The sequence below is a fragment of the Cupriavidus sp. HY129 genome (genome assembly GCF_059492215.1).
The window spans coordinates 3,364,714-3,384,829 of sequence record NZ_CP083254.1; the positions used below are offsets into that span (position 1 = coordinate 3,364,714).

Sequence of the window (20,116 nt, forward strand, 5' to 3'; positions counted from 1 at the left end):
TGGAAGCCGTTTCAAAATGATTCTGGCGCTCGTTCCACTGTCTGCAGCCGCGTGGCTGGCCAGAACTGCTTCGCTTCATTCTGAAACGACTTCTTGCGAACAGTGCGCCGGCATTGCTTTGGTATTTCGCCGGTCATCACGATGGATGTCCTACCGCCGGAAATGGCACGGGCCGCCGGAACATCAGACGGCCCGCGCGGACGTCGCGGCGCTTACTTGGCCGGGGCGCCAGCCAGCACCCATTCCACGACCGTCTTCAGATCGGCATCGCTGACAGCGGCGTTAGCCGGCATCGGCACCGGACCCCAGACGCCAGAACCACCGTTCTTGACCTTCGCGGTCAGCTTCGCCAGGGCGGTCTTGTCGCCCTTGTACTTGGCGGCCACGTCCTTGTACGCCGGGCCGACCAGCTTCTTGTCGACCTGGTGGCAGCCCATGCAGGCGTTCTTGTTGGCGATTTCCTGGGCCTTGGCGGCGTCCACGGCGTGCGCGGATGCGGCGGCGGCCAGGAGAGCGGCGGCGATGACAAACTGCTTCATGTTGTTGTGCTCCAAACTGATTGAGCCGTGGGGACGGCAAGGACGCGCTTGGGGGGGCGATCCCGCGGCGCGGCACGCGCTGGCCGCCGTTGGGGCGGGCCTTCTTTCGGGCCTCTGGGCCTCCGGGCCTCTCGGGTGATCGGTGAGAGCGTCTCGGGCGGGTTGCGGCCAGTCCGCTATTTTGCCTCAAGAAGCGGCAACGATACGGATTCACACGTGATATCCATATGCGCAAAAACGCGGGAACGGCGGCTAAATTGCGGGTTAACCCTCGAAATCACCGCCCGGCGAGCATCCGACCGGCCCACAGTCGCCCGCCGAACACGTTGAGCAGCAGACCGGCCATTACCACCAGGGCGCCAGCCCATTGCGTCAGCGCCAATGCTTCGCCCAGCAGCAGGTGTGCGGAGACCAGGCCGACCACCGGCACCAGCAGCGTCAGCGGCGCCACCTTGCTGGCCGCGTAGCGCGTCAGCAGGCGGCCCCACATCGTGTAGCCGAACAGCGTGGCACAAAACGCCAGGTAGCAGACCGCGAACACGCCCATGCCGGAGATATGGGTCAGCGCCTGCGTCATCCGGGCCGGGCCCTCGAACCAGAGCGACAGCAGCGCGAACGGCACGATCGGGATCAGCGCGCCCCACACCACCAGGCCCAGCAGGTCCACCGGCCCGATCTTCTTGCTGACGATATTGCCCGTGGCCCAGCACAGGGCGGCGCACAGCGTCAGCAGGAAGCCGGCCAGCGTCATGCCGCCCGGGCCGTGGGCGGCGCCGCTGCCGATCAGGGCGAGCCCGCAGGCGGCGATGGCCATGCCAGCGATGTTGTGCCAGCGCACCGGCTCGCCAAGCCAGAACCCGGCGATGGCCACGGTGAAGAACACCTGGGACTGCAGCACCAGCGAGGCCAGCCCCGCCGGCATCCCGACGGCCATCGCGTAGAACAGGAACACGAACTGCCCAAGGCTGATGGTGGCGCCGTAGGCCACCAGCATCCGCAGCGGGATACGCGGCCGAGGGATAAAGAAAACAGCCGGAAACGCCACCAGGCAGAAGCGCAGCGCGCCCAGCAGCATTGGCGGCACGCCGACAAGGCCGACCTTGATGACGACGAAATTGACGCCCCAGACCACGATGATGGCCAGGGCAAGCAGACGGTCTTTGGCTTGCATGATCGAAAAAGGATCGCCGCATCCCCGGGGGCGGGATGACCGGCAAGGCTAGCGTATCAGCCCGTGGCGGCGCGGCGTTGCACGATCCTGCGGTTTTGCGACGTGTGGGGCAGCCCGCACTTTGTCAGTGGGTCAAGCGCCCAGCATGTCGGCCCAGATGCTATGGGCCCAGGCAAGTCCGTACTCACCTTCCCGCCGGCTTGGCGCGACGGACAGCCCGCCGGACCCCGGCACGGTCAGCATGGTTTTCTCGCCGGCATCGTAGCGATGCACGCTGGCCACGTGGATGGCCTCGTTCGACGACGTGAAGCTGTAGCAGGTGTTGGTGTAGACCGGCTCCGGGTCCGGATCCTGACCTGCCAGCAGCCGCAGGATCGCGGCGGCGGCCACCTTGCCGTGCTGATTGGCCATCGTGCCGGACTTGGGCATCAGCGGCGCGATCTGGACGGCGTCGCCAAGAACATGGATGTCGGGTGCCACGGTCGACGCCATGGTCAGGAAGTCGACCTCGCACCAGCGGCCGTTGGCCGTCGCCAGACCGCTGGCCACGGCGATGGCGCCGGCGCGCTGCGGTGGCAGCAGGTTGATGACGTCGGCCCGCTCGTCGTCCTGCACGTCGAAGCGGATCGTGCGTGTGGCCGGATCGACATCGACGGTCTCGAACTGCGGCCGGTACTCGATCATCCCCTTGTAGCGGGTCTCCCAGACCTTCCGGAACAACGCGCCCTTCGACGTGATGTCCGGATTCGCGTCGAGCACGAGCACCTTGCTGCGCGGCTTGTGTTGCTTGAGATAGTCGGCAACCAGGCAGGCCCGCTCGTACGGGCCGGGCGGGCAACGGTACGGCGCCAGCGGGATCGTGATCGCGAACGTACCGCCATCGGGCATCGCCGCAAGCTGGCGGCGCAGGACGTCGGTCTGCGGACCGGCCTTCCAGGCGTGCACGATCTGATCCCCGCCAGGACGCGCCAGACCCGGGATCGCGCTGGACTGCATCTCCACGCCGGGGGACAGGATCAGGCGGTCATACGGCAGCGTCCCGCCGCTCGCCAGCCGGACAGTGCGTGCCGCCGGGTCGATCGCCGTGACCGTGTCGCGCACGTGCCTCACCCCGTGACGACTCACCAGCGTGTCGTAGGGCAGCGTGATGTCGGCCATCTGGCGATAGCCGGCGACAACGAGATTCGACAGCGGGCAGGACACAAACGCCTCGTCGGGCTCGACCAGCGTGACGTCGACAGCACCACGACTCCAGGTGCGCAGGTAGCGTGCGGCCGTGGCGCCGCCAAAGCCGCCGCCGATCACCACGACCTTCGCTGCAGTTGCTGCGCGCGCCTGACGCGGCGTCAACATGCCGAGCGTGGAGGCCGCGACACCGGCCAGGGCGGCCTGTAGGACAGAGCGTCTTTGCATGGGCTATTTCTGGTCGGCGAACCAGGCGGCCATCGCGAGGATCTGCGCGTCACTATAGCCCTTGGCGATTTGCGGCATCACGGTCCCGGAGCGCTTGCCGTTCTTGAAATTGAACATCAGCTCGACGAGTTCGGCCTGCTGCCGGCCCGCCAGTCGCGGAATCGGACTATCCGCAGGCGGCTTGCCGTCCGTGCCGTGGCAGACCGCGCAGGACGCGGCGAGATTGCGCCCCTGCATCGTGCGGGCCGCCTGCGCCTCCACGGTCAGCTTGCCGGCTTCGGCCGGCCCGGCGGGTGCCGAAGCCGGCTGCGCGAGCGCCAGCGCCGGCGCCACGCAGACACCCGCCACGACGCCCCTCAGGTACCGCGGCGCGAGCGTCATGTCGCTTACGGCAGGTTGCGGCCCGGCGGCAGCGCCACCGGCGACGAGACCGGCGCGGCCACGGGGCTCGTGGTCGCGCCACCGGAGGTGCCCATCGACGCGGGCGCGTCGGAGTTCACGGGCGCGTTGGGTGCGCTACCCGGCACCGACTGGACCGGCGCCGGCGTACCTACCGCTTCGCTGCCGGTGTTGCCGTTCTGCGAACTGCCCAATGCATCCAGACGGGCGCGCTCGGATTCGCTGATGTAGTCGAACGCCTTGACCACCTTCTGCACGCCGCTGGAGTTGCGGGCCACGTCCGTGGCCTTGTCGCCTTCGGCATTGGTCACGATGCCCAGCAGATAGACCACGCCCTTGTCCGTCGTGACCTTGATCGAATTGGCGGGCACGCCCTCGGCGGTCACCAACAGCGTCTTGACCTTGCTGGTCAGGTACGCGTCATTGCTGCGCGTCATGAAGCCCGGCGAGGCCGTGACCTGGAGTTCGTTCACTACGTCACGCGTGTTCTGCAGGCCGCGCACGTACTGTTCGACCTGCTGCTTGACGTCGGCATTGCTGACTTCGCCCACCAGCAGCACCTTGCGGTTGAACACCGCCGCCTCCACGCGGGCCTTGTCGCCGCTGAAGCGCGAGCTCAGCGTGCTGTCGATTTCCATCTGCAGGCCACGGTCGATCGTTTGCGTGCCCGTGGGCCGACGGTCGGTGGCCATCACCACGCCGGTACCGACCGCGCCGGCCAGCACGGGGAAGCAGCCGGCGAGCTGCGTGGCAGACACGATCAGTGCGGCCACGGTGACGGCCGTGCGTGCGATACGGGCCGGGGAAGTCTTCTTCTGGTTGGTCTTGGTCACGTTCGTCATGCGGTCCTTTGCAGGAAATCAGATTGCAGCGGTTTGCAGGGCGGTTGCGCGGCTGTGGATATCACTGTGGATGACGCCGCAAAACCTGTGGATACGTTGTGGGCAGGCCTGTGAATAACCCGGGATAACTCGCGGGCGTCCACTGGCGTGGTCCTTATGCTTCACCCAGCAGTGCCTCGTCGATACCGTCGCAGAGGCAATGCAGTGTCAGCAGATGCACTTCCTGGATCCGCGCGGTCCGATCGCTCGGCACGCACAGGTCAATGTCGAATTCGTCCAGCACCGTGGCGATCTTGCCGCCACCCTTGCCGGTCAGCGCCACCACGCTCATGTCGCGCTGGTGCGCGGCCTGGATGGCCGCGATCACGTTGGCCGAATTACCCGAAGTGGAGAGCGCCAGCAGGATGTCCCCGGGCTGGCCCAGGGCTTCCACCTGCTTGGAGAACACCACCGAAAAATCGTAGTCATTGCCGATCGCCGTCAGGATCGAACTGTCCGTGGTCAGGGCGATGGCTGCCAGGCCCGGGCGCTCGCGCTCGAACCGGCCGACCAGTTCGGCCGCGAAATGCTGGGCGTCCGCAGCCGAGCCCCCGTTGCCGCAGGCCAGGATCTTGTTGCCGCTGGTCAGGGCCGCGACCATCCGCTCCACGGCGGCGTCAATGTGAGGCGCCATCAGTGTGGCGGCCATCCGCTTGGTCTCGGCACTGTCCAGGAATTGCTGCTCGATACTTTCAATACTCATGGCTTGATGACTTCTGCACAATCCCGCGCATTATGACGCACGCCCCTCGCCGCCGCCCTCGGAATCCAGCACCCCGAGGTCGAACGCGTTCCGCAGCCATTCGAGCCGGCCCGGGTCCAGCGCCACCACATCCACCCGGCATGGCGGCAGCCGGTCCAGCGTGGCAAGGTAATGACTGGCCGCGCGCAGCACGCGCCGCTGCTTGGTCAGCGTGATGCTTGCCGCCGCGCCGCCAAACCCGCGTCCGCCGCGCTTGCGCACCTCGACGAAAACCAGCGTATCGTCAGCGGCGCGCATGATCAGGTCGATCTCGCCGCCTTTGCAGCGATAATTGCGTTCGACGGCCACCAGACCCTGCCGCTGCAGGTAGGCAAGCGCGCGATCCTCGGCCAGCGCGCCTTGCCGCGTCGTGGACGATGCCGGCAACGCCGGCAAGGCGGATGGCGTGGTGGTTTTGAATGAGCGAATCAACGGAAGTTCTCCAAGCATGAGTGACTGGACCCTGCTGGCAAGCGGCCAGACCTACCCACCGGGTACGCTGTACGTGGTGGCCACGCCGATCGGCAACGTCGCCGATCTGTCCCTGCGCGCGCTGCACGTGCTCGGCCTGGCCGACGCAATCGCCTGTGAAGACACGCGCAACACCGGGCAACTGCTGTCCCGCGTGGGGCTGCAGCGGCCGCTGGTCGCCGTGCACGAGCACAACGAGCGCGAGGCGGCCGTCCGTATCGTGGAACGCCTGCGGGCCGGGGAACGGATCGCCTATGTGTCCGACGCCGGCACGCCGGGTATTTCTGACCCTGGGGCTCGGCTGGTGGAAGCCGTGCGCGCGGCCGGACTCGGCGTGGTGCCGTTGCCGGGACCGAGCGCCGCGGTCACGGCGTTGTCCGTGGCGGGCGACATGCTCGAGGCCGGCGAAGGCCGTTTCACGTTCGTCGGATTCCTGCCCGGCAAGCCCAAGGCCCGCGCGGACCAGATCGCCCGGCTGGCTGCGCTCGACCACGCCTGGGTCCTCTACGAAGCACCGCACCGCATTGCCGACACGCTGGCAGCGCTGGCGGCCGCCCTTCCCGGCACGCGCCGCCTGCTGATCGGGCGCGAACTGACCAAGCTGTTCGAGGAGACACCCGTCCTGACCGTGGCGGAAGCCCCGGCCTGGCTTGCGAGCGAAGCTGCGCGCGGCAAGGGCGAGTTCGTGCTGGTAGTGGAAGGTGTGCGTCGGGCGGAAGCGGGCGATGAAGATGCGCCCGATGCCGAAGCCGTGCGCGTGCTGAAGCTGCTGCTGGCCGAGCTGCCAGCCAAGCGTGCCGCCAAGCTGGCGGCCGCGATCACCGGCGCGAAGACGGATGCGCTCTACCAGCTCGCGCTCGCGCAGCGTGCTGAGTGAGAAAAATCTGAATTGGGAGAGGGGCTGCAGGCGGGCGGTTGAGCGGGGAGCGAGAGGATCGATCCGGCCGGCCTGCATCGCGGATCAGGGGCGCTTGCGCTTGACCGTGGACTTCTTGGCCTTCGACTTCGCCGGCACCAGCGCGTTGGCGGTATCCGGCATCTCGTCGGCGCCGCTGCCGTCGCCGGCCTCGGTGCCACCCGCCTCGATCTCGGGGCCCAGGGCCGCCACTTCGGTGCGGGACAGCCGGCGGATTTCGACCTTGGTCGAGCCGCTATTGACGAAGCTCAGGCGCTTGGCTGCCGCGTACGACAGGTCGAGGATCCGGTTGCCATGATAGGGGCCACGGTCGTTGATCCGTACCACGGCCACCTTGTTGTTGCTGAGATTGCGCACCAGCACCCAGCTGTCTAGCGGCAGGGTCGGGTGAGCCGCCGTCATGGCGCGCATGTCGAAGCGTTCCCCATTGGCGGTCTTGCGGCCGTGAAAGCCCTTGCCGTACCAGGATGCCGTGCCACGCTGCTCGAACGTACCCATGTCCGCGCGCAGGCCGTCGATCGACGATTGCGCCGGCGCGCCTTCATCGAGGCCGAACAGGTTCCAGCTACCGCGATCGTCGGACTTGGCCGTCGCCGGCGCGTTCGTGCCGGACTTCGACCGTGCGGACTTGGTCGGGATCGCGCCTTGCGTCGATGCGTTCTCGGTGTCGCCGCCCGGCGGCGTCGCGCACGCGGCCATCACCAACGCCGATACGATGATCGCGCATTGACGAAGGAAGCGTGTGGAGCCGGGCGCTATCGTGCGCACGGACTCCGGGCGGAGTGCGGGCTGGCTAAACATAGGCGCGCAGTCTAACAGAGTCGTATTGAAGCTAGTGCCTTGATTTTGTTACGAAACTTAATCAAAAGGTGCTTAAACTGATGTCAATTCCCCGCAATCCACGGCGTGGCAAGGGATTGCGCCGGATACCCCGGGGCGGGTTTTCGATGGAGCGTGCACGGCTTATGCTGCACTTTCTGTGTGGCATCGCACGTATCGGAGTCGATGACCGAGCGATGACGCACGCATGACGCGGCTACAATGACCCACCTGCCGAGGCTGGTGTCCAGCCTCAAAATATGCCGCAACAAGCACAAATGAAAGCCCTCCTGATCCCCGTCACGCCCTTCCAGCAAAACTGTTCGCTACTGATCGACGAGACCACGCAGCGCGCGGCCGTTTGCGATCCCGGTGGCGATCTCGACCGCATCCTCTCGGCGGTCAAAGAGCAAGGCGTCACGCTGGAGAAGATCTTTCTGACGCACGGGCACGTCGATCACTGCGCTGGCGCCGCGACGCTATCGCGCCAGCTCGGCATTCCGATCGAGGGACCGCAGCAGGAGGAACGCTTCTGGATCGAGCAACTGCCCGAGCAGACGCGGCGATTCGGCTTTGGGCATCCCGAGGCGTTCGAGCCGGACCGCTGGCTCGAGAACGGCGACACAGTCACGTTCGGCAACGAGACGCTCGAGGTCTATCACTGCCCGGGCCATACGCCGGGCCACGTTGTGTTTTTCTCGCGTGCCAACAAGCTCGCGATCGTCGGCGATGTGCTGTTCGCCGGCTCGATCGGGCGTACCGACTTCCCGCGCGGCAACCACGCGGATCTGATCCGCTCGATCCGCACCCGGCTCTGGCCGCTGGGTGACGACGTGACGTTCGTGCCGGGTCACGGCCCGGTCTCCACGTTCGGCGAGGAGCGTCGCAACAATCCATTCGTGGCCGATCACCTGATCGACGCGGCCTGACCCATGGCGAAAAAACAGGCGCCGGACACGCGTCCCGAGATCTACGTCAGTACCGACGTGGAGGCCGACGGCCCGATCCCGGGCCCACATTCGATGCTGTCCTTCGCATCGGTGGCGATGCTGGCGGACAAGACTGTCGTAGGCACGTTCTCCGCGAACCTCGAGACCTTGCCAGGCGCGGCCGGTCATCCTGTACAGATGCAATGGTGGAAGACGCAGCCCGAAGCCTGGGCGGCATGCCGGCGTGACCTGCAACGCCCCGAGGACGCCATGCCGCGTTACGTCGAATGGGTCGAAAGCCTGCCCGGCAAGCCGGTGTTCGTCGCGTTCCCGGCCGGCTTCGATTTCACATGGGTGTTCTGGTACATGATGCGGTTCGTGGGCCGGTCACCCTTCGGCTGGGCCGCGCTCGACATCAAGACCGTCGGCTTCGCGCTGACCGGGCTGCCCTACCGTAAAGCGGTCAAGGCGGCCTTTCCGGCCCATTGGCACGATCCGCTGCCACATACGCACGTGGCGCTCGACGACGCGCTCGAGCAAGGGGCGCTGTTCTGCAACATGCTGACCGAACTGCGCGCGCGGGAAGCCGCCCTGGCTGCCCTGCCCCCGGCGGCGGACACATCGGAAGGCGATCCCAAACCCGCAGTGTGAATGCTGGATCGCTTTCGGTGCATTTGAGGCCAAACAGGCGCACCGCCTTGGTGCGGCAACCAACACCTGTTTGATCCGTGCCGCATCGATAGCATGGCAAACGTCACCTATAGTAGAAGCGTGCAATTGGTGGCGTGAGGTGGCGTGAGCGTTCGCGCGCCTGTGTCCGCCAGCGATCCCTGACGGTGCGCCGAGGAGGTGTGGCCATGCGATTCCATCCCGATCTTCATCTCAAGGATCTTTCCGGCCGATTGCACTGGCCGCACCGTCCTGGTGCGCATACCGATATCGTCACGCATTACCATTCCGTCACGGAAGATGCGGAAGTCGCCCAGGCGACGATCTACGTGAGCGCGGTCACGGCTGTCGTGCTGCTGGTCGTCCTGGCAGGAATCTCTTTCGGTCAGGAGGTCATGCACTGGCTGGGCGTCAATTGAACGGCCCCGTCTGAAGCACAGTCCCTGTCTGACCGGCCGGCCTCCACCTCTGGTGGGGGCCGGTTCTATTTCAGGGGCGGAAAACTGGCGCTCAGCCCAGCAGCGGGGCCACGTTCTCCGGCGGACGCCCGATCGCCGCGCGGCGGTTGCGGACCACCACCGGTCGTTGCAACAGAATCGGGTTGTCGGCCACGGCGGCCAGCAGTTCGGCGTCGGTCAGGCCGGGATCGGCAAGATCCAGTTCCTTGTAGGCGCTTTCGCCATCGCGGATCATGGCGCGCACCGGCACGCCCAGCATCGTGTGGAGCTGGCGCAGCGTGGCGAGCGACGGCGGTGTCTTGAGGTATTCCACGATCTCCACCGGTTCGCCCAGGCGCTGCGCCGCCGATTCGACCAGCGCGAGCGTTTCGCGCGACTTCGAGCAGCGGGGGTTATGGTAGATCGTGATCATGACGGCTTCCTTCGGCCTGTTCCGGCAGTCTGTGTTGAACTACCCGCACTATATACAACGGCACGCTGCAACGGACAGGCAACGAATGCCGGCTGGCACGCATCATGCGAGACCCGGCCTACCGCTGAACCATGGCCAGCGACGACGTGCCATGGCAGGTTTACCCCTCAGAATCTTCTTCGGAATCCAACGTGTCCGCCCTCCCCACCACCGCGCGCAAGCCTTACCGGCTGCGCGACGCCACCACTGACGACGTCCCGGCGATCCACGCCATCTACGCCCACCACGTGCAACACGGCCGCGCCTCGTTCGAGGAAGTGGCGCCGACCGTCGACGAGATGCGGCACCGGTTCGGCGAGGTCCTCAAGAAGGGTCTGCCATATATCGTCGCCGAACGCGATGGCGAGATCCTTGGCTATGCCTATGCGTCGAGTTATCGCGCTCGCAGCGCCTACCGCTTCGCCATCGAGGATTCGATCTATATCGACCATCGCCATACCGGCGAAGGGCTGGGCCGCGCGCTGCTGGCCGAACTGATCACGCGCTGCGAGACCGGGCCGTGGCGTCAGATGGTGGCCGTGGTGGCACTGACCGCGTCCGGCGAGGGCGCCGGTTCCGTGGCCGTGCACGAGCGACTGGGATTCCGTACCGTCGGGCGGCTGGAAGCGGTCGGTCTCAAGCACGGCCAGTGGATCGACACCCTGCTGATGCAGCGCCCGCTTGGTGTCGGAGACGGGACAGTCCCCGACTGATTGGCCGAGTGGGCCGCCTTTGCGGCGTCAGTCCACATCAGTCCAGCATCAGTCCGGCATCACGGGCACGGCGGCTTCGCACCAGGCGCGTAGGTGGTCAAAGCTGCGCGCCACCGGGTCGGAGCCGCGATTCATGTTTTCCATGCGCAGGACCTCGACGCGCGACAGGCCGATCGTCCCCAGCACGTACTTCAGGTATGGCGTGAAGAAATCCTGCTGACTGCCGGGCCCGTCGTGGAACGCGCCGCCGCAGGCCACCACGGCCAGCACCGGGCGATCTCGCAGCAGGCCCTGCTTGCCTTGCGGCGTGCTTCGGAAAGTCCGCCCCGGCCGCACGACGAGGTCGATCCACGTCTTGAGCGTGGCCGGCACCGTGAAGTTGTGGATCGGCGTGGTGATGAGCACCATGTCCGCAGACTCGAGTTCGGCAATCAGGCGCCCGGAGACCATCAGCGTCGGGGCCTGCTCGTCACCGCCGGCCGCCACGGCAAGATTCGCGTCGGTGAACGCCGCGTCGATGGGCGGCAGCGGCTCGGCACCGAGATCGCGTTCGATCACGGTCAGCGGTCCGCGATGCGCGGCCAGCCGTTCTCGTACGACGGTTCCAGCCCGGCGGCTATGTGATCGTTCACCGCGCGGGCTGACGTTCAGGTGTAGCAATGTGGTCATGTCTGGGGGCGTATGGTCGGCCCATGAGTTCGGCGCAGTGATCGACTCACTCAGTCGAACACGTAGTTGAACCGTAGCGCCCGGGCCAGCAGGCCGTTGCGGTAGTAGAAGCGGTGGCCGAGCACATTGTCGAGCGGCGTATCCAGTACCAGCCGCGCGCATCCCTGCGCGTGCGCTTCCGTCTTCAGCCAGTCCATCAGCATCTGGCCGTACCCACCGCTGCGCGCGGCGGCGTCGGTAACCAGATCGTCGACATAACAGTACGGCCCGTAGACGAGGTTTTCCGCGTACCGATAGCCAGCCAGCGCTACCAACGGGCCGTCGTCCCACAAGCCGACCAGACGGTAGCCGTCGCCGGTCTGCTGCCGCCAGCGCGTGACCAGCTCGTTCGCGTCCCGCAGATGCGGGCGCAACTGGCGCATCAAGGGAAACGCCGCAGCCACGTCGTCGGGCGTATCGATGCCCCGAATCTCGATCCGCTCCACGGTGACGCCGTTCATGGCCGGCCCCCGGGCGCGGCCGGCGGCGGCGCGAAATGCAGGCCGACCGCAATGCGGTTCCAGGCATTGATCGAGGCAATCGCGGCTGCCAGCAGCATCAGTTCCTGCTCGCTGAACACCGTCCGCGCGGTGGCGAAGGCTGCATCGCGCGCGGCGGGATCGCTCATGGACGTCAGCGCCTCGGCCCAGCCCAGCGCAGCGGCTTCGCGCGCCGTGTAGATGCCCGCGTCGCGCCAGCCGGCCAGCAGGTCGAACTTGCGCGGGTCGATATCGAGCTTGCGCGCAATGTTCAGATGGAACTGCAGGCAGAACGCGCAGCCGTTGATCTGCGAGACGCGCAGCTTGAGCAGCTCCGTCAGCGCCTTGTCCATCCCTGCCGCTTCCACCGCCTTGCTCACGCCGCTCAGCGCCGCGTAGACGTCGGGTGCCGATTTCGTGAAGGTCTGGAAATCCATGACTGGCTCCTTGCGATAAGATGTCAGAGTTCGAAGATTAATGTAAGAGCACTGATATCATGGGAAAGACCCTGTCATCCAAAGGGAAAAACAAAGGGAAGAAGGCGGACGCGGCGGAAGCGGCGCGGATTCCCGCACCCGGTGAAGGCAAGCGCGGCGAGAGCGGCTATCTGGCGTACCTGCTGCGGCAGGCCAGCGCGGCCAATCGCCTGAACATGGAACGCCTGCTGGCCGATCTTGGCGTGACCCTGCCGCAGTTCTTCGTACTGACGATGCTTGGCGCATACCCCGGCATTTCCGGTGCCGACGTGGCGCGGCTGGCGATGCTGACCCCGCAGACGGTCAGCGTGATCATGAACAACCTGGAGAAGATGGGCGCGATCGCGCGTCAGCCTCATCCGGTGCACGGCCGCATCCAGACGATCGCGCTGACGGAGAGCGGGCAGGCGTTGCTGGCCGAGTGCAAGGTACGCGCGCGGGAGGCCGACAAGCGACTGCGCGCCGGGCTCACCGCCGAGGAAGAGCAGATCGTGCGGCGATGGCTGGTAAGCCTGGCCGTGCCGGACGAAGACGCCGCCGAATGAAAAAAGGCCCGCGGACGAGTGTCTCGCGGGCCATCATCACAACCAAGAGGTACTACAGTTCGCGGGGGCGCGTCTTGTTCAGGCCATCAGGTCCGACAGTGCCAGCGCCACGACCTTGGTAGCACGGTTCAGGTCGTTCAGACGCAGGTTCTCGTCCGAGTTGTGGCCGCGGGCTTCCATCAGCGTGCGCGGGCCGGCGCCGTACAGCACGGTCGGGATGCCACGGCTCGTGTAGTGGCGAGCGTCGGTGTAGAGCGGCACGCCCTGCACCGGAATCTCCACGCCGAAGACCGACTCGGCGCGTTGCTTCAGGGCACCGATCAGCTTCTCCACGCCCGGCAGTTCCGACAGCGGTTCGGCCAGGATGATGCGCTCCACCTTCACTTCGATGCCCGGACGCTCCTTGGCGGCCTTTTCCACGACGGCACGGAGCTCGCCTTCGGCGTCGAAACCGATCTCTTCCGGAATCATGCGGCGGTCAACGCGGAACGTGACCAGGTCAGGCACCACGTTGGTGTTGATGCCACCCTTGATCAGGCCGACGTTCAGCGTGGCAGTGTCGATGCCGAGCACCTTGCTCTTGCGCGTGGCCAGTTCGGCTCGCAGGCCGTAGATCGCCTGCAGGATGTGCGTGGCAGCCTCGATCGCGTCCACGCCAGTGTGCGGCATGGCGGCGTGGCCCTGCTTGCCCTTGACGGTGACTTCCACGTGCAGGCAGCCGTTGTGGGCCGACGTGATGCCGTACGAGAAGCCGGCCGAGATTGCGTAGTCGGGCTTGGTCAGGCCTTCGTCGAGCAGGAACTTCGGACCGATGTCGCCACCGGTTTCCTCGTCATAGGTGAACTGCAGTTCGACGGTGCCGTTCAGCTTCGCGCCCTGCTTCTCGGCTTCCTGGAGCGCCAGCACGGCGTAGGCGTAGGTGGCGAAGTCCGACTTCGACACGGCCACGCCACGGCCGAACATCACCGGGCCATGTTCGCTGTCGGCGATCTCGCCGCCGTACGGGTTCTTGGTCCAGCCCAGGCCCGGAGGCACCACGTCACCGTGGGCGTTCATCGCGATGGTCGGCCCACCGTTGCCGAACGTCTTGCGCACCAGCAGGTTGGTCGCGCTGATCATGCCGGCTGCACGGACCTTGTCTTCGGGCACCTTGTGGGCCTCGACCTTGAATCCCAGCCCTTCGAGCAGTTCCTTGGCGCGCTTGCCATGGGCGTCGCAATCGCCGGGGGGGTTGTCCGACGGCACCTTGACCAGCTCGGCCAGGAACGCTTCCTGTTGCGGGCGATGTTGGTCGATATATTGCGTCAGCGTGGTTTCAACGGGATTCATGTTGTCTCGTGCGGTCATCTTCGTTATCTCTGGAGTGTTCGGGGCGACGCCGATGGCGCCGCTTATTGGGGGCGATGGAAGTGCTCGACGAAATCGGCGAACACGCGCGCGGCCGTCTGGGCGTCTTCCGACGTCATGGTTTCGGTGGGGTGATGGCTGATGCCGCCGTTGCCGCAGCGAACGAACAGCATGGCCACATCGGCGATGGCGGCAATGGCCATGGCGTCATGGCCCGCGCCGGAGGGCAGGTGGCGCACGGGCACGCCCTGGCGCTCCACTGCCGCGGCCCATTGGGACTGCAGCCACGGCGCGCACGGAACGCTGGCGGCTTCGTGCGTCTTGCGGATCTGCGAGCGCACGTTGCGGCGCGCGCAAACACGTTCGATTTCGGCCAGCACGTCGTTGACGGCGGCCTCGCGCTCGGCGTCATCGCCAGCGCGGATATCGATGGAAAACACCGCGCGGCCCGGAACCACGTTGGTGGCGCCGTTCGGCACGTTGAACTGGCCGACCGTGCCGACCAGGCCCGGCTTGCCGCCGCAGCGCTTCTCGATGAACAGGCCGATCTCCGCGCCGGCCATCGCGGCGTCGCGGCGCATATCCATCGGCACCGTGCCGGCATGGCCGGCCAGGCCTTCCAGTTCGACGATGAAGCGCGTGGCGCCGGAGATGGCGGTAACCACGCCCACGGGCAGGCCTTCGTTCAGCAGCACCGGACCCTGCTCGATGTGGACCTCGATGAAGGCCAGCACCTGGCTGCGATCGTGCTTCGCGGCGGGCAGTTGCCCGGCATCGAACCCGGCCGCGCGCATCACTTCACGCATGGTCTTGCCCGAGTCGTCGACGTTGTCGAGCACATTGGTATCGAACGTGCCCGCGATGGCGCGGCTGCCCAGCAGCGTGGCCTTGAAGCGCACGCCCTCTTCCTCGGCAAACCCGACCACTTCGAGCGCGAACGGAAAGCGCTTGCCCTGGCGGTTCCACTCGGCCACACAGGCGATCGGCAGGATCACGCCGAGGTTGCCGTCGTAGCGACCCGCGTCGCGCACGGTGTCAAAGTGGGAACCCGTCAGCAGCGCCGGGGCGTTTGGCGTGGTGCCTTCATACCGGCCGATCACGTTGCCGGCTGCGTCGCGGCGCACGGTCATGCCCGCGGCTTCCATCCATTCGGTCAGCAGCGCGGCGGCGCCGTGATGGGCCTCGGTCAGATAGGTGCGGGTAAGGATGCCGGGCTGATCGGTATGAACGGCCAGGGCGTCGGCCCAGGTCATGATGCACGTGCCGGTTTCAGCGGACAACGGCGTAGGGGTTGCTGCCATGTGTGTGTCTCTCCTGCTGGTGGTGCGTGAGCTCGGTCGAGGAAATCCTGGCGGGAAGGCCAGTCAAGGCGGGCGCCCGGTGCCGTAGCTCTATTCTGTGCGATTCATGTTAGCACAGTGAATTCAAAAATTGCATACAAAAATGATATGCACTATATTGGCCTCCACGCACCAACAATCCGCTGCGGACAATCCGGTCCGGACAAGTGGATTGCGTGGATTCCGCCTCAACAGGGGGGCTTTCCGCGCGGGATATGGTTCTCGGGCCGATTTCCCGTGGTGATGCCAGACCCGCCGCGCATCCGCCCTCCCGCGCCATGTGACGGCAGGTAGTCCTGAATCAGATCAGGGCCGGCCAGCGACGCAAAGACGTCTCATCTGGACCGCGCCCGGCACGGAGACAACGATGCAGCAAGCCGTACCCTCGCAGCGCGCCGCTGGTGCACGCCTGCACACCCGATTCACCCGCTCCCTGTTCGGTCAGGTGCTGATCGCGCTGGTGATCGGCACCCTGCTCGGGCTGTTCTTTCCCGAGTTCGCCGCCAAGCTCAAGCCGCTGGGCGATGCCTTCATCAAGCTGATCAAGATGCTGATCGGCCCCATCGTGTTCTGCGTGGTCGTGGCCGGCATCTGCGGCGCCGGTGAGCTGAAGAAGGTCGGGCGCGTCGGCATCAAGGCCGTGGTCTATTTCGAGGTGGTCACGACCATCGCGCTGGCGCTCGGCGTGGTGCTGGCCTACGTGTTCCATCCGGGCACCGGCATGAATGTGAATCCGCGTTCGCTGGATATCTCGGCCATGTCGGCCTACATCGAATCCGCCGACAAGGTGAAGAGCGCGGGCATGGTCGATTTCCTGCTCAAGCTGATTCCGAACACGATCATGGGCGCGTTCTCCAGTGGCGACGTACTGCAGGTGCTGCTGGTCTCGATCCTGTTCGGCTGCGCGCTGTCCGTCGTGGGCGAATCCGGCCGTCCGCTGGTCAGGCTAATCGACACGTTCTCGCACACGCTGTTCAAGATGATGGGCTTCATCATCAAGCTGGCGCCGCTGGGCGTGCTGGGCGCGGTGGCGTTCACCGTGGGCAAGTACGGCATCGGCTCGCTCAAGCAGCTCGGGTTCCTGGTGATCCTGTTCTACGGCGCGGTGGTGATCTTCGTGGTCGGCGTGCTGGGGCTGATCATGCGGCTGTGCGGCTTCTCGGTGCTGAAGCTGATTCGTTACCTGCGTGCCGAACTGCTGGTGGTGCTGGGCACAGCGTCGTCTGACAGCGTGCTGCCGCAGGTGATGAAGAAGCTCGAGTACATGGGCATCCGCAAGTCGGTGGTCGGCCTGGTGATTCCCACCGGCTACTCATTCAACCTCGATGCATTCTCGATCTACCTGACGCTTGCCGCAGTGTTCATCGCGCAGGCCACCAACACGCCGCTGGCGCTGGGCGACCTGCTCGGCATCCTGGCTGTGGCACTGGTCACGTCGAAGGGCGCGCATGGCATCCCCGGTTCGGCTATCGTGATCCTGGCCGCGACGCTCTCCGCCCATCCGGCGATCCCCGCGATCGGCCTGGTGCTGGTGCTGTCGGTGGACTGGTTCATCGGCATCGCCCGCGCGGTGGGCAACCTGATTGGCAACTGCGTGGCCACGGTGGTAGTGGCCGCCTGGGAGCGCGACATCGACCGCGAACGGGCCCACGGCGTGCTCAATGGCACGATCCCGGCAGGCGAGCTGGAGGAAGGGCTGACGGTGCACGAGCATGGCTCCGGGGAAGTCCCGGTAGCGGCGCCGCTGCCGGGGGTGGCCTCGGGGCGCTAGAATCACGCACATCCCACTCTCCGCGCTGGCCTGCCAGGCGACGCGCGACACCATGCCCGAGCATATCGATCCAGACATGACCGCCGAGGCGATTGCCGACGATATCGTCGCCGCCATCGTCTCGCACCGCCTGCCGCCCGGCACCAAGCTGCGCGAGGAGGCGCTGGCCAGCGTCTATCGTGTCAGCCGCACCAAGGTCCGCGCCGCGCTGCTGATGCTGTCCAAGGACAAGGTCATCCAGATCGTGCCGGACAAGGGCGCGTTCGTGGCCAAGCCCAGCGCGGAAGAAGCACGCGAGGTGTTCACGGTGCGGCGCATCCTGGAGGCGGCACTGGCGCGCGAGTTCGTCGCCAAGGCCGCGCCTGCCGACTACAAGCGCATCGAGAAACACCTGACCGCCGAGCGCAAGTCGCTGGGCGGCAATGATGCCCAGACGCGTACCCGGCTGCTGGGCGATTTCCATATCGTGCTGGCCGAGGTGGTGGGCAACAGCGTGATGACCGGCATCATGCGCGAACTGTCGATGCGTAGCGCCGTGATCACGATGCTCTACCAGAGCCGCCGCGATGCGACGTGTTCATCGGACGAGCACCGCGCCTTTATCGACGCCGCGCGCGCGGGCGATGCCGAGCTTGCCGTGAAGCTGATGGTCGAGCATCTGGCGCATGTGGAGGCCGCCCTGCACTTCGAGGAAGTACCGGCGGCAGCACGTGGCAAGGACCTGGTGGCCGCGTTGCTGGCCTGACGTTCAGAGCGAATGCGATAGGCTTGATCGGAGTCAAGGACGAAGAAGCGGGAGAGGCGCAATATTCACCTCGCCATGGAGTTGCGGGGGCGCACTTCATGAGCTCTCCCCGTCCTTCGCAAGAAGGACCGCCCGCAGACCGCAATGGCTGCGGGCTTTTTCTTTTGGGGGTCCGGTTTTGCGGACCTGGTTCCGCGCAGACGGCGCCAGCGCGCCGGAGCGCCAACGCTTCAAACCCCTCAGACCCTGCCGCTCCAATACCCCGGCTTTGCAAACGCCTGTTTCAAGTGCTCGATGAAGAAGCGGATCTTGGCCGGCACCGGCCGCTGCTGCGGGTACACCGCGAGGATGTCGTAATCCGGCAGCGCGTACTCGTCGAGTACCGTGATCAACTCCCCACTTTCCAGTTGCGGCAGGATCTCCCATGTCGAACGCCAGCCCAGTCCCAGGCTCTCACCAGTCCAGCGATGCAATAGCTCGCCGTCGTTGCAGTCGAGATTGCCGTTCACGCGCACCGTCACGGTCTTACCGTTTTGCTGGAAGTACCAGCCACGCTGCTGCCCGCCTTGCAGGTTGAACGCGAGGCAGTTGTGCTTCTCCAGATCCTCGAGCGTGTGCGGCACGCCGTGCCTGGCAAAGTACGCGGGCGTGCCGCATACCACGCGCTTGTTGGTCGCCAGCTTGATCGCCACGAAGTTCGGGTCGATCGCGCCCCCGATGCGGATGCCGACGTCATAGCCCTCGCGCACCAGATCCACCACGCGGTCGGTCAGGTTGAATGAAATCTGCACCTCGGGATTGGCGGCGAGAAAGGCCGGCGCGTGCGGCGCCACGTGCTTGCGCCCGAATGCGGCCGGTGCCGACACGATCAGGTGACCGGTGGCCTTGTGCTTGCCTTCGGCAATCAGCATCTCGGCGCGGTCCAGGTCGGCCAGCGCCTTCTTGCACTGCTCCATAAACGCGGCGCCCTGCTCGGTCACCACAATGCGGCGCGTGGAGCGATGCAGCAGCTTGACGCCGATGCGTGCCTCCAGCGCGTTAATGCGCCGGCCGATCATGACCGGCGTGACGTTCTGCGTCAGCGCGGCGGCGGCCATGCTGCCGTGTTCCACCACGGCGATGAATGCTTCGATCTGTTTGAGTTTGTCCATGCCAGCCCAGCTAAATGTCTCCTGCCGGCACATTGTGAGGCATTGGAGCCATATCGCGCATCCCCGGGGCGCTATGACGCCCATCCGGCCCACCGATCGTCACGCCCCGGAAGCCCGGCACTGGACGACCGCTACGGCTGACGCTGGCGGTTCACGGCCTCGTTGATTTCCGCCGCTTCACCCAGCACGTGGGCCAGCCGGCGCAGCGGGGCGCTGCATTGCAACTGGGCGAACAACGCCAGGGCGCATCCAGCCACCAACACTGCGCCGTAGATCGCCACGAGCGCCGGGACGCCGCCGGGTGCCATGACCGCCACACCGTCGGCCAGGATCACCGCGGCGGGCCCGATGGCCAGGACCAGCGCCATGGTGCGGGCGCTGGCGTCCCAGAGCCGCGCCTGCAGCACCACGCGACGCTGGCGAGCGCGGAGCTGGAGCGCAGGAATGCGGCCAAGGCGTAGCAGCAGCGCGTTCTCGACCTCGCTTTGGGTATCGAGCCGACGCGTCAGCCAGCGAAGCGGATGCTGCAACGCAGCACGGCGATCAAGCAGCCTGATCACCCATGCGCCGACGTAGAACACCCCGCAAACGGCCAGCAGCACGTGAAAAGCCTGCGGAAGCCACGCCGGCGGCACCTGCGCAAGCACCCGGTGCCACCACACCAGCGCGCCGCCGGCGACCAGCATCGGCACCAGCGCCAGGACAAAGCCGGCCCACAACACCGTGGCCAGCCGGCTCTCGGCGGCCGGTCCGGCCTGCGGTGAGGCCTGGAGCGCTTCAATCAATTCGTAGGTGGTCGGCAGCCGCGAGTACATGGCAGAGCAAGGGCGATTCCAAACCTGCCATTTTGGCCCGATGGCGGCGCGACCGAAAGCCCGCGACGCCACCAGATTGCGCCGAACCCCTCTCCATGGGGGATCCGGCGAAGGGTTCGAGCACATACTGCATCGCTCACATTCGACGCTCGATGCTGCGGCATTGCT

The 20,116-nt window shown here is 66.1% G+C and carries 24 protein-coding genes; 8 read left to right on the top strand and 16 right to left on the bottom strand.

The window, feature by feature from the left end:
• Positions 1-212: 212 nt before the first annotated feature.
• From K6G35_RS15495 to K6G35_RS15525, 7 genes are all read right to left on the bottom strand, one after another.
• On the bottom strand, positions 213-539 hold the full coding sequence (locus K6G35_RS15495) for a c-type cytochrome (protein WP_008646439.1): 327 nt from the start codon (positions 537-539) through the stop codon (positions 213-215).
• A 277-nt stretch (positions 540-816) separates the two neighbouring features.
• Positions 817-1,710: an EamA family transporter gene (locus K6G35_RS15500; RefSeq protein ID WP_186425435.1), complete on the bottom strand. Its 894-nt coding sequence runs from the start codon at positions 1,708-1,710 to the stop codon at positions 817-819.
• Between the two features lie 132 nt (positions 1,711-1,842).
• Positions 1,843-3,123, bottom strand: coding sequence for an NAD(P)/FAD-dependent oxidoreductase (locus tag K6G35_RS15505; protein WP_035884377.1), 1,281 nt, complete (start codon positions 3,121-3,123; stop codon positions 1,843-1,845).
• 3 nt (positions 3,124-3,126) lie between these two features.
• A complete protein-coding gene (locus K6G35_RS15510) occupies positions 3,127-3,504 on the bottom strand; it encodes a c-type cytochrome (RefSeq protein WP_035884378.1) in 378 nt (125 codons plus the stop codon).
• Positions 3,505-3,509: 5 nt separating this feature from the next.
• A complete protein-coding gene (locus tag K6G35_RS15515; RefSeq protein WP_186425436.1) occupies positions 3,510-4,364 on the bottom strand; it encodes a BON domain-containing protein in 855 nt (284 codons plus the stop codon).
• 154 nt (positions 4,365-4,518) lie between these two features.
• On the bottom strand, positions 4,519-5,106 hold the full coding sequence (locus tag K6G35_RS15520; RefSeq protein ID WP_495675902.1) for a phosphoheptose isomerase: 588 nt from the start codon (positions 5,104-5,106) through the stop codon (positions 4,519-4,521).
• Positions 5,107-5,136: 30 nt separating this feature from the next.
• Positions 5,137-5,577 (bottom strand): YraN family protein, encoded by a 441-nt coding sequence (locus tag K6G35_RS15525; protein ID WP_051705530.1) that lies wholly within the window; start codon positions 5,575-5,577, stop codon positions 5,137-5,139.
• Between the two features lie 16 nt (positions 5,578-5,593).
• On the opposite strand from K6G35_RS15525, the gene rsmI reads away from it, so the two are divergent.
• Positions 5,594-6,493 (top strand): 16S rRNA (cytidine(1402)-2'-O)-methyltransferase, encoded by a 900-nt coding sequence (rsmI, locus tag K6G35_RS15530; RefSeq protein ID WP_495675903.1) that lies wholly within the window; start codon positions 5,594-5,596, stop codon positions 6,491-6,493.
• 84 nt (positions 6,494-6,577) lie between these two features.
• Here the strand turns inward: rsmI and K6G35_RS15535 are convergent, their stop codons facing one another.
• A complete protein-coding gene (locus K6G35_RS15535; RefSeq protein ID WP_197067572.1) occupies positions 6,578-7,333 on the bottom strand; it encodes a septal ring lytic transglycosylase RlpA family protein in 756 nt (251 codons plus the stop codon).
• A 296-nt stretch (positions 7,334-7,629) separates the two neighbouring features.
• On the opposite strand from K6G35_RS15535, the gene K6G35_RS15540 reads away from it, so the two are divergent.
• The 3 genes from K6G35_RS15540 (at position 7,630) to K6G35_RS15550 (ending at position 9,368) form a co-directional block, all read left to right on the top strand.
• Positions 7,630-8,280 carry an MBL fold metallo-hydrolase gene (locus K6G35_RS15540; RefSeq protein WP_008646129.1) on the top strand — a complete coding sequence of 217 codons (651 nt, stop codon included), beginning with the start codon at positions 7,630-7,632 and terminating at the stop codon, positions 8,278-8,280.
• 3 nt (positions 8,281-8,283) lie between these two features.
• Positions 8,284-8,931: a 3'-5' exonuclease family protein gene (locus K6G35_RS15545; RefSeq protein ID WP_008646131.1), complete on the top strand. Its 648-nt coding sequence runs from the start codon at positions 8,284-8,286 to the stop codon at positions 8,929-8,931.
• Between the two features lie 206 nt (positions 8,932-9,137).
• On the top strand, positions 9,138-9,368 hold the full coding sequence (locus K6G35_RS15550) for a hypothetical protein (protein WP_008646132.1): 231 nt from the start codon (positions 9,138-9,140) through the stop codon (positions 9,366-9,368).
• A 91-nt stretch (positions 9,369-9,459) separates the two neighbouring features.
• Here K6G35_RS15550 and arsC read toward each other — a convergent pair whose 3' ends face one another.
• Complete coding sequence (gene arsC / locus K6G35_RS15555; RefSeq protein WP_008646133.1) at positions 9,460-9,819, bottom strand: arsenate reductase (glutaredoxin); 360 nt, start codon at positions 9,817-9,819, stop codon at positions 9,460-9,462.
• 131 nt (positions 9,820-9,950) lie between these two features.
• Here arsC and K6G35_RS15560 point away from each other — a divergent pair, with 131 nt between their 5' ends.
• Positions 9,951-10,571, top strand: a complete 621-nt coding sequence (locus tag K6G35_RS15560) for a GNAT family N-acetyltransferase (RefSeq protein ID WP_051705531.1) — start codon at positions 9,951-9,953, stop codon at positions 10,569-10,571.
• Between the two features lie 48 nt (positions 10,572-10,619).
• Here the strand turns inward: K6G35_RS15560 and K6G35_RS15565 are convergent, their stop codons facing one another.
• The 3 genes from K6G35_RS15565 to K6G35_RS15575 are packed head-to-tail and all read right to left on the bottom strand — an operon-like array spanning position 10,620 to position 12,195.
• Positions 10,620-11,240, bottom strand: coding sequence for an FMN-dependent NADH-azoreductase (locus K6G35_RS15565; RefSeq protein WP_495675904.1), 621 nt, complete (start codon positions 11,238-11,240; stop codon positions 10,620-10,622).
• 50 nt (positions 11,241-11,290) lie between these two features.
• On the bottom strand, positions 11,291-11,740 hold the full coding sequence (locus tag K6G35_RS15570) for a GNAT family N-acetyltransferase (RefSeq protein ID WP_008646139.1): 450 nt from the start codon (positions 11,738-11,740) through the stop codon (positions 11,291-11,293).
• Positions 11,737-12,195: a carboxymuconolactone decarboxylase family protein gene (locus K6G35_RS15575; protein WP_186425438.1), complete on the bottom strand. Its 459-nt coding sequence runs from the start codon at positions 12,193-12,195 to the stop codon at positions 11,737-11,739. Before K6G35_RS15575 ends, K6G35_RS15570 begins: the two co-directional genes overlap by 4 nt.
• Positions 12,196-12,254: 59 nt before the next feature.
• Here K6G35_RS15575 and K6G35_RS15580 point away from each other — a divergent pair, with 59 nt between their 5' ends.
• On the top strand, positions 12,255-12,779 hold the full coding sequence (locus K6G35_RS15580; RefSeq protein WP_008646141.1) for a MarR family winged helix-turn-helix transcriptional regulator: 525 nt from the start codon (positions 12,255-12,257) through the stop codon (positions 12,777-12,779).
• A 78-nt stretch (positions 12,780-12,857) separates the two neighbouring features.
• Here K6G35_RS15580 and K6G35_RS15585 read toward each other — a convergent pair whose 3' ends face one another.
• Both K6G35_RS15585 and K6G35_RS15590 read right to left on the bottom strand, forming a co-directional pair.
• Positions 12,858-14,108, bottom strand: a complete 1,251-nt coding sequence (locus K6G35_RS15585) for a M20/M25/M40 family metallo-hydrolase (RefSeq protein WP_241227869.1) — start codon at positions 14,106-14,108, stop codon at positions 12,858-12,860.
• A 62-nt stretch (positions 14,109-14,170) separates the two neighbouring features.
• Positions 14,171-15,427, bottom strand: coding sequence for an allantoate amidohydrolase (locus K6G35_RS15590; protein ID WP_035884384.1), 1,257 nt, complete (start codon positions 15,425-15,427; stop codon positions 14,171-14,173).
• Between the two features lie 406 nt (positions 15,428-15,833).
• Here K6G35_RS15590 and K6G35_RS15595 point away from each other — a divergent pair, with 406 nt between their 5' ends.
• Both K6G35_RS15595 and K6G35_RS15600 read left to right on the top strand, forming a co-directional pair.
• On the top strand, positions 15,834-17,237 hold the full coding sequence (locus K6G35_RS15595; protein ID WP_495675905.1) for a C4-dicarboxylate transporter DctA: 1,404 nt from the start codon (positions 15,834-15,836) through the stop codon (positions 17,235-17,237).
• 52 nt (positions 17,238-17,289) lie between these two features.
• Positions 17,290-17,982, top strand: coding sequence for a GntR family transcriptional regulator (locus tag K6G35_RS15600; RefSeq protein ID WP_495675906.1), 693 nt, complete (start codon positions 17,290-17,292; stop codon positions 17,980-17,982).
• Positions 17,983-18,221: 239 nt separating this feature from the next.
• Here the strand turns inward: K6G35_RS15600 and K6G35_RS15605 are convergent, their stop codons facing one another.
• Together K6G35_RS15605 and K6G35_RS15610 are read right to left on the bottom strand one after the other, a co-directional pair.
• On the bottom strand, positions 18,222-19,133 hold the full coding sequence (locus K6G35_RS15605; protein ID WP_008646147.1) for a LysR family transcriptional regulator: 912 nt from the start codon (positions 19,131-19,133) through the stop codon (positions 18,222-18,224).
• Between the two features lie 131 nt (positions 19,134-19,264).
• Positions 19,265-19,948 carry a hypothetical protein gene (locus tag K6G35_RS15610; protein WP_017510785.1) on the bottom strand — a complete coding sequence of 228 codons (684 nt, stop codon included), beginning with the start codon at positions 19,946-19,948 and terminating at the stop codon, positions 19,265-19,267.
• Between the last annotated feature and the right edge of the window lie 168 nt (positions 19,949-20,116).

What these genes read in the sequence shown, in the direction of transcription:
- K6G35_RS15605 (WP_008646147.1), bottom strand. Translation starts at nt 19,133, where the DNA reads ATGGACAAACTCAAACAGATCGAAGCATTCATCGCCGTGGTGGAACAC.
- K6G35_RS15495 (WP_008646439.1), bottom strand. Translation starts at nt 539, where the DNA reads ATGAAGCAGTTTGTCATCGCCGCCGCTCTCCTGGCCGCCGCCGCATCC.
- K6G35_RS15575 (WP_186425438.1), bottom strand. Translation starts at nt 12,195, where the DNA reads ATGGATTTCCAGACCTTCACGAAATCGGCACCCGACGTCTACGCGGCG.
- rsmI (WP_495675903.1), top strand. Translation starts at nt 5,594, where the DNA reads ATGAGTGACTGGACCCTGCTGGCAAGCGGCCAGACCTACCCACCGGGT.
- K6G35_RS15565 (WP_495675904.1), bottom strand. Translation starts at nt 11,240, where the DNA reads ATGACCACATTGCTACACCTGAACGTCAGCCCGCGCGGTGAACGATCA.
- K6G35_RS15590 (WP_035884384.1), bottom strand. Translation starts at nt 15,427, where the DNA reads ATGGCAGCAACCCCTACGCCGTTGTCCGCTGAAACCGGCACGTGCATC.
- K6G35_RS15545 (WP_008646131.1), top strand. Translation starts at nt 8,284, where the DNA reads ATGGCGAAAAAACAGGCGCCGGACACGCGTCCCGAGATCTACGTCAGT.
- K6G35_RS15515 (WP_186425436.1), bottom strand. Translation starts at nt 4,364, where the DNA reads ATGACGAACGTGACCAAGACCAACCAGAAGAAGACTTCCCCGGCCCGT.
- K6G35_RS15535 (WP_197067572.1), bottom strand. Translation starts at nt 7,333, where the DNA reads ATGTTTAGCCAGCCCGCACTCCGCCCGGAGTCCGTGCGCACGATAGCG.
- K6G35_RS15585 (WP_241227869.1), bottom strand. Translation starts at nt 14,108, where the DNA reads ATGAATCCCGTTGAAACCACGCTGACGCAATATATCGACCAACATCGC.
- K6G35_RS15550 (WP_008646132.1), top strand. Translation starts at nt 9,138, where the DNA reads ATGCGATTCCATCCCGATCTTCATCTCAAGGATCTTTCCGGCCGATTG.
- K6G35_RS15570 (WP_008646139.1), bottom strand. Translation starts at nt 11,740, where the DNA reads ATGAACGGCGTCACCGTGGAGCGGATCGAGATTCGGGGCATCGATACG.
- K6G35_RS15500 (WP_186425435.1), bottom strand. Translation starts at nt 1,710, where the DNA reads ATGCAAGCCAAAGACCGTCTGCTTGCCCTGGCCATCATCGTGGTCTGG.
- K6G35_RS15560 (WP_051705531.1), top strand. Translation starts at nt 9,951, where the DNA reads ATGGCCAGCGACGACGTGCCATGGCAGGTTTACCCCTCAGAATCTTCT.
- K6G35_RS15580 (WP_008646141.1), top strand. Translation starts at nt 12,255, where the DNA reads ATGGGAAAGACCCTGTCATCCAAAGGGAAAAACAAAGGGAAGAAGGCG.
- K6G35_RS15510 (WP_035884378.1), bottom strand. Translation starts at nt 3,504, where the DNA reads ATGACGCTCGCGCCGCGGTACCTGAGGGGCGTCGTGGCGGGTGTCTGC.
- K6G35_RS15595 (WP_495675905.1), top strand. Translation starts at nt 15,834, where the DNA reads ATGCAGCAAGCCGTACCCTCGCAGCGCGCCGCTGGTGCACGCCTGCAC.
- K6G35_RS15520 (WP_495675902.1), bottom strand. Translation starts at nt 5,106, where the DNA reads ATGAGTATTGAAAGTATCGAGCAGCAATTCCTGGACAGTGCCGAGACC.
- arsC (WP_008646133.1), bottom strand. Translation starts at nt 9,819, where the DNA reads ATGATCACGATCTACCATAACCCCCGCTGCTCGAAGTCGCGCGAAACG.
- K6G35_RS15540 (WP_008646129.1), top strand. Translation starts at nt 7,630, where the DNA reads ATGAAAGCCCTCCTGATCCCCGTCACGCCCTTCCAGCAAAACTGTTCG.
- K6G35_RS15505 (WP_035884377.1), bottom strand. Translation starts at nt 3,123, where the DNA reads ATGCAAAGACGCTCTGTCCTACAGGCCGCCCTGGCCGGTGTCGCGGCC.
- K6G35_RS15610 (WP_017510785.1), bottom strand. Translation starts at nt 19,948, where the DNA reads ATGTACTCGCGGCTGCCGACCACCTACGAATTGATTGAAGCGCTCCAG.
- K6G35_RS15600 (WP_495675906.1), top strand. Translation starts at nt 17,290, where the DNA reads ATGCCCGAGCATATCGATCCAGACATGACCGCCGAGGCGATTGCCGAC.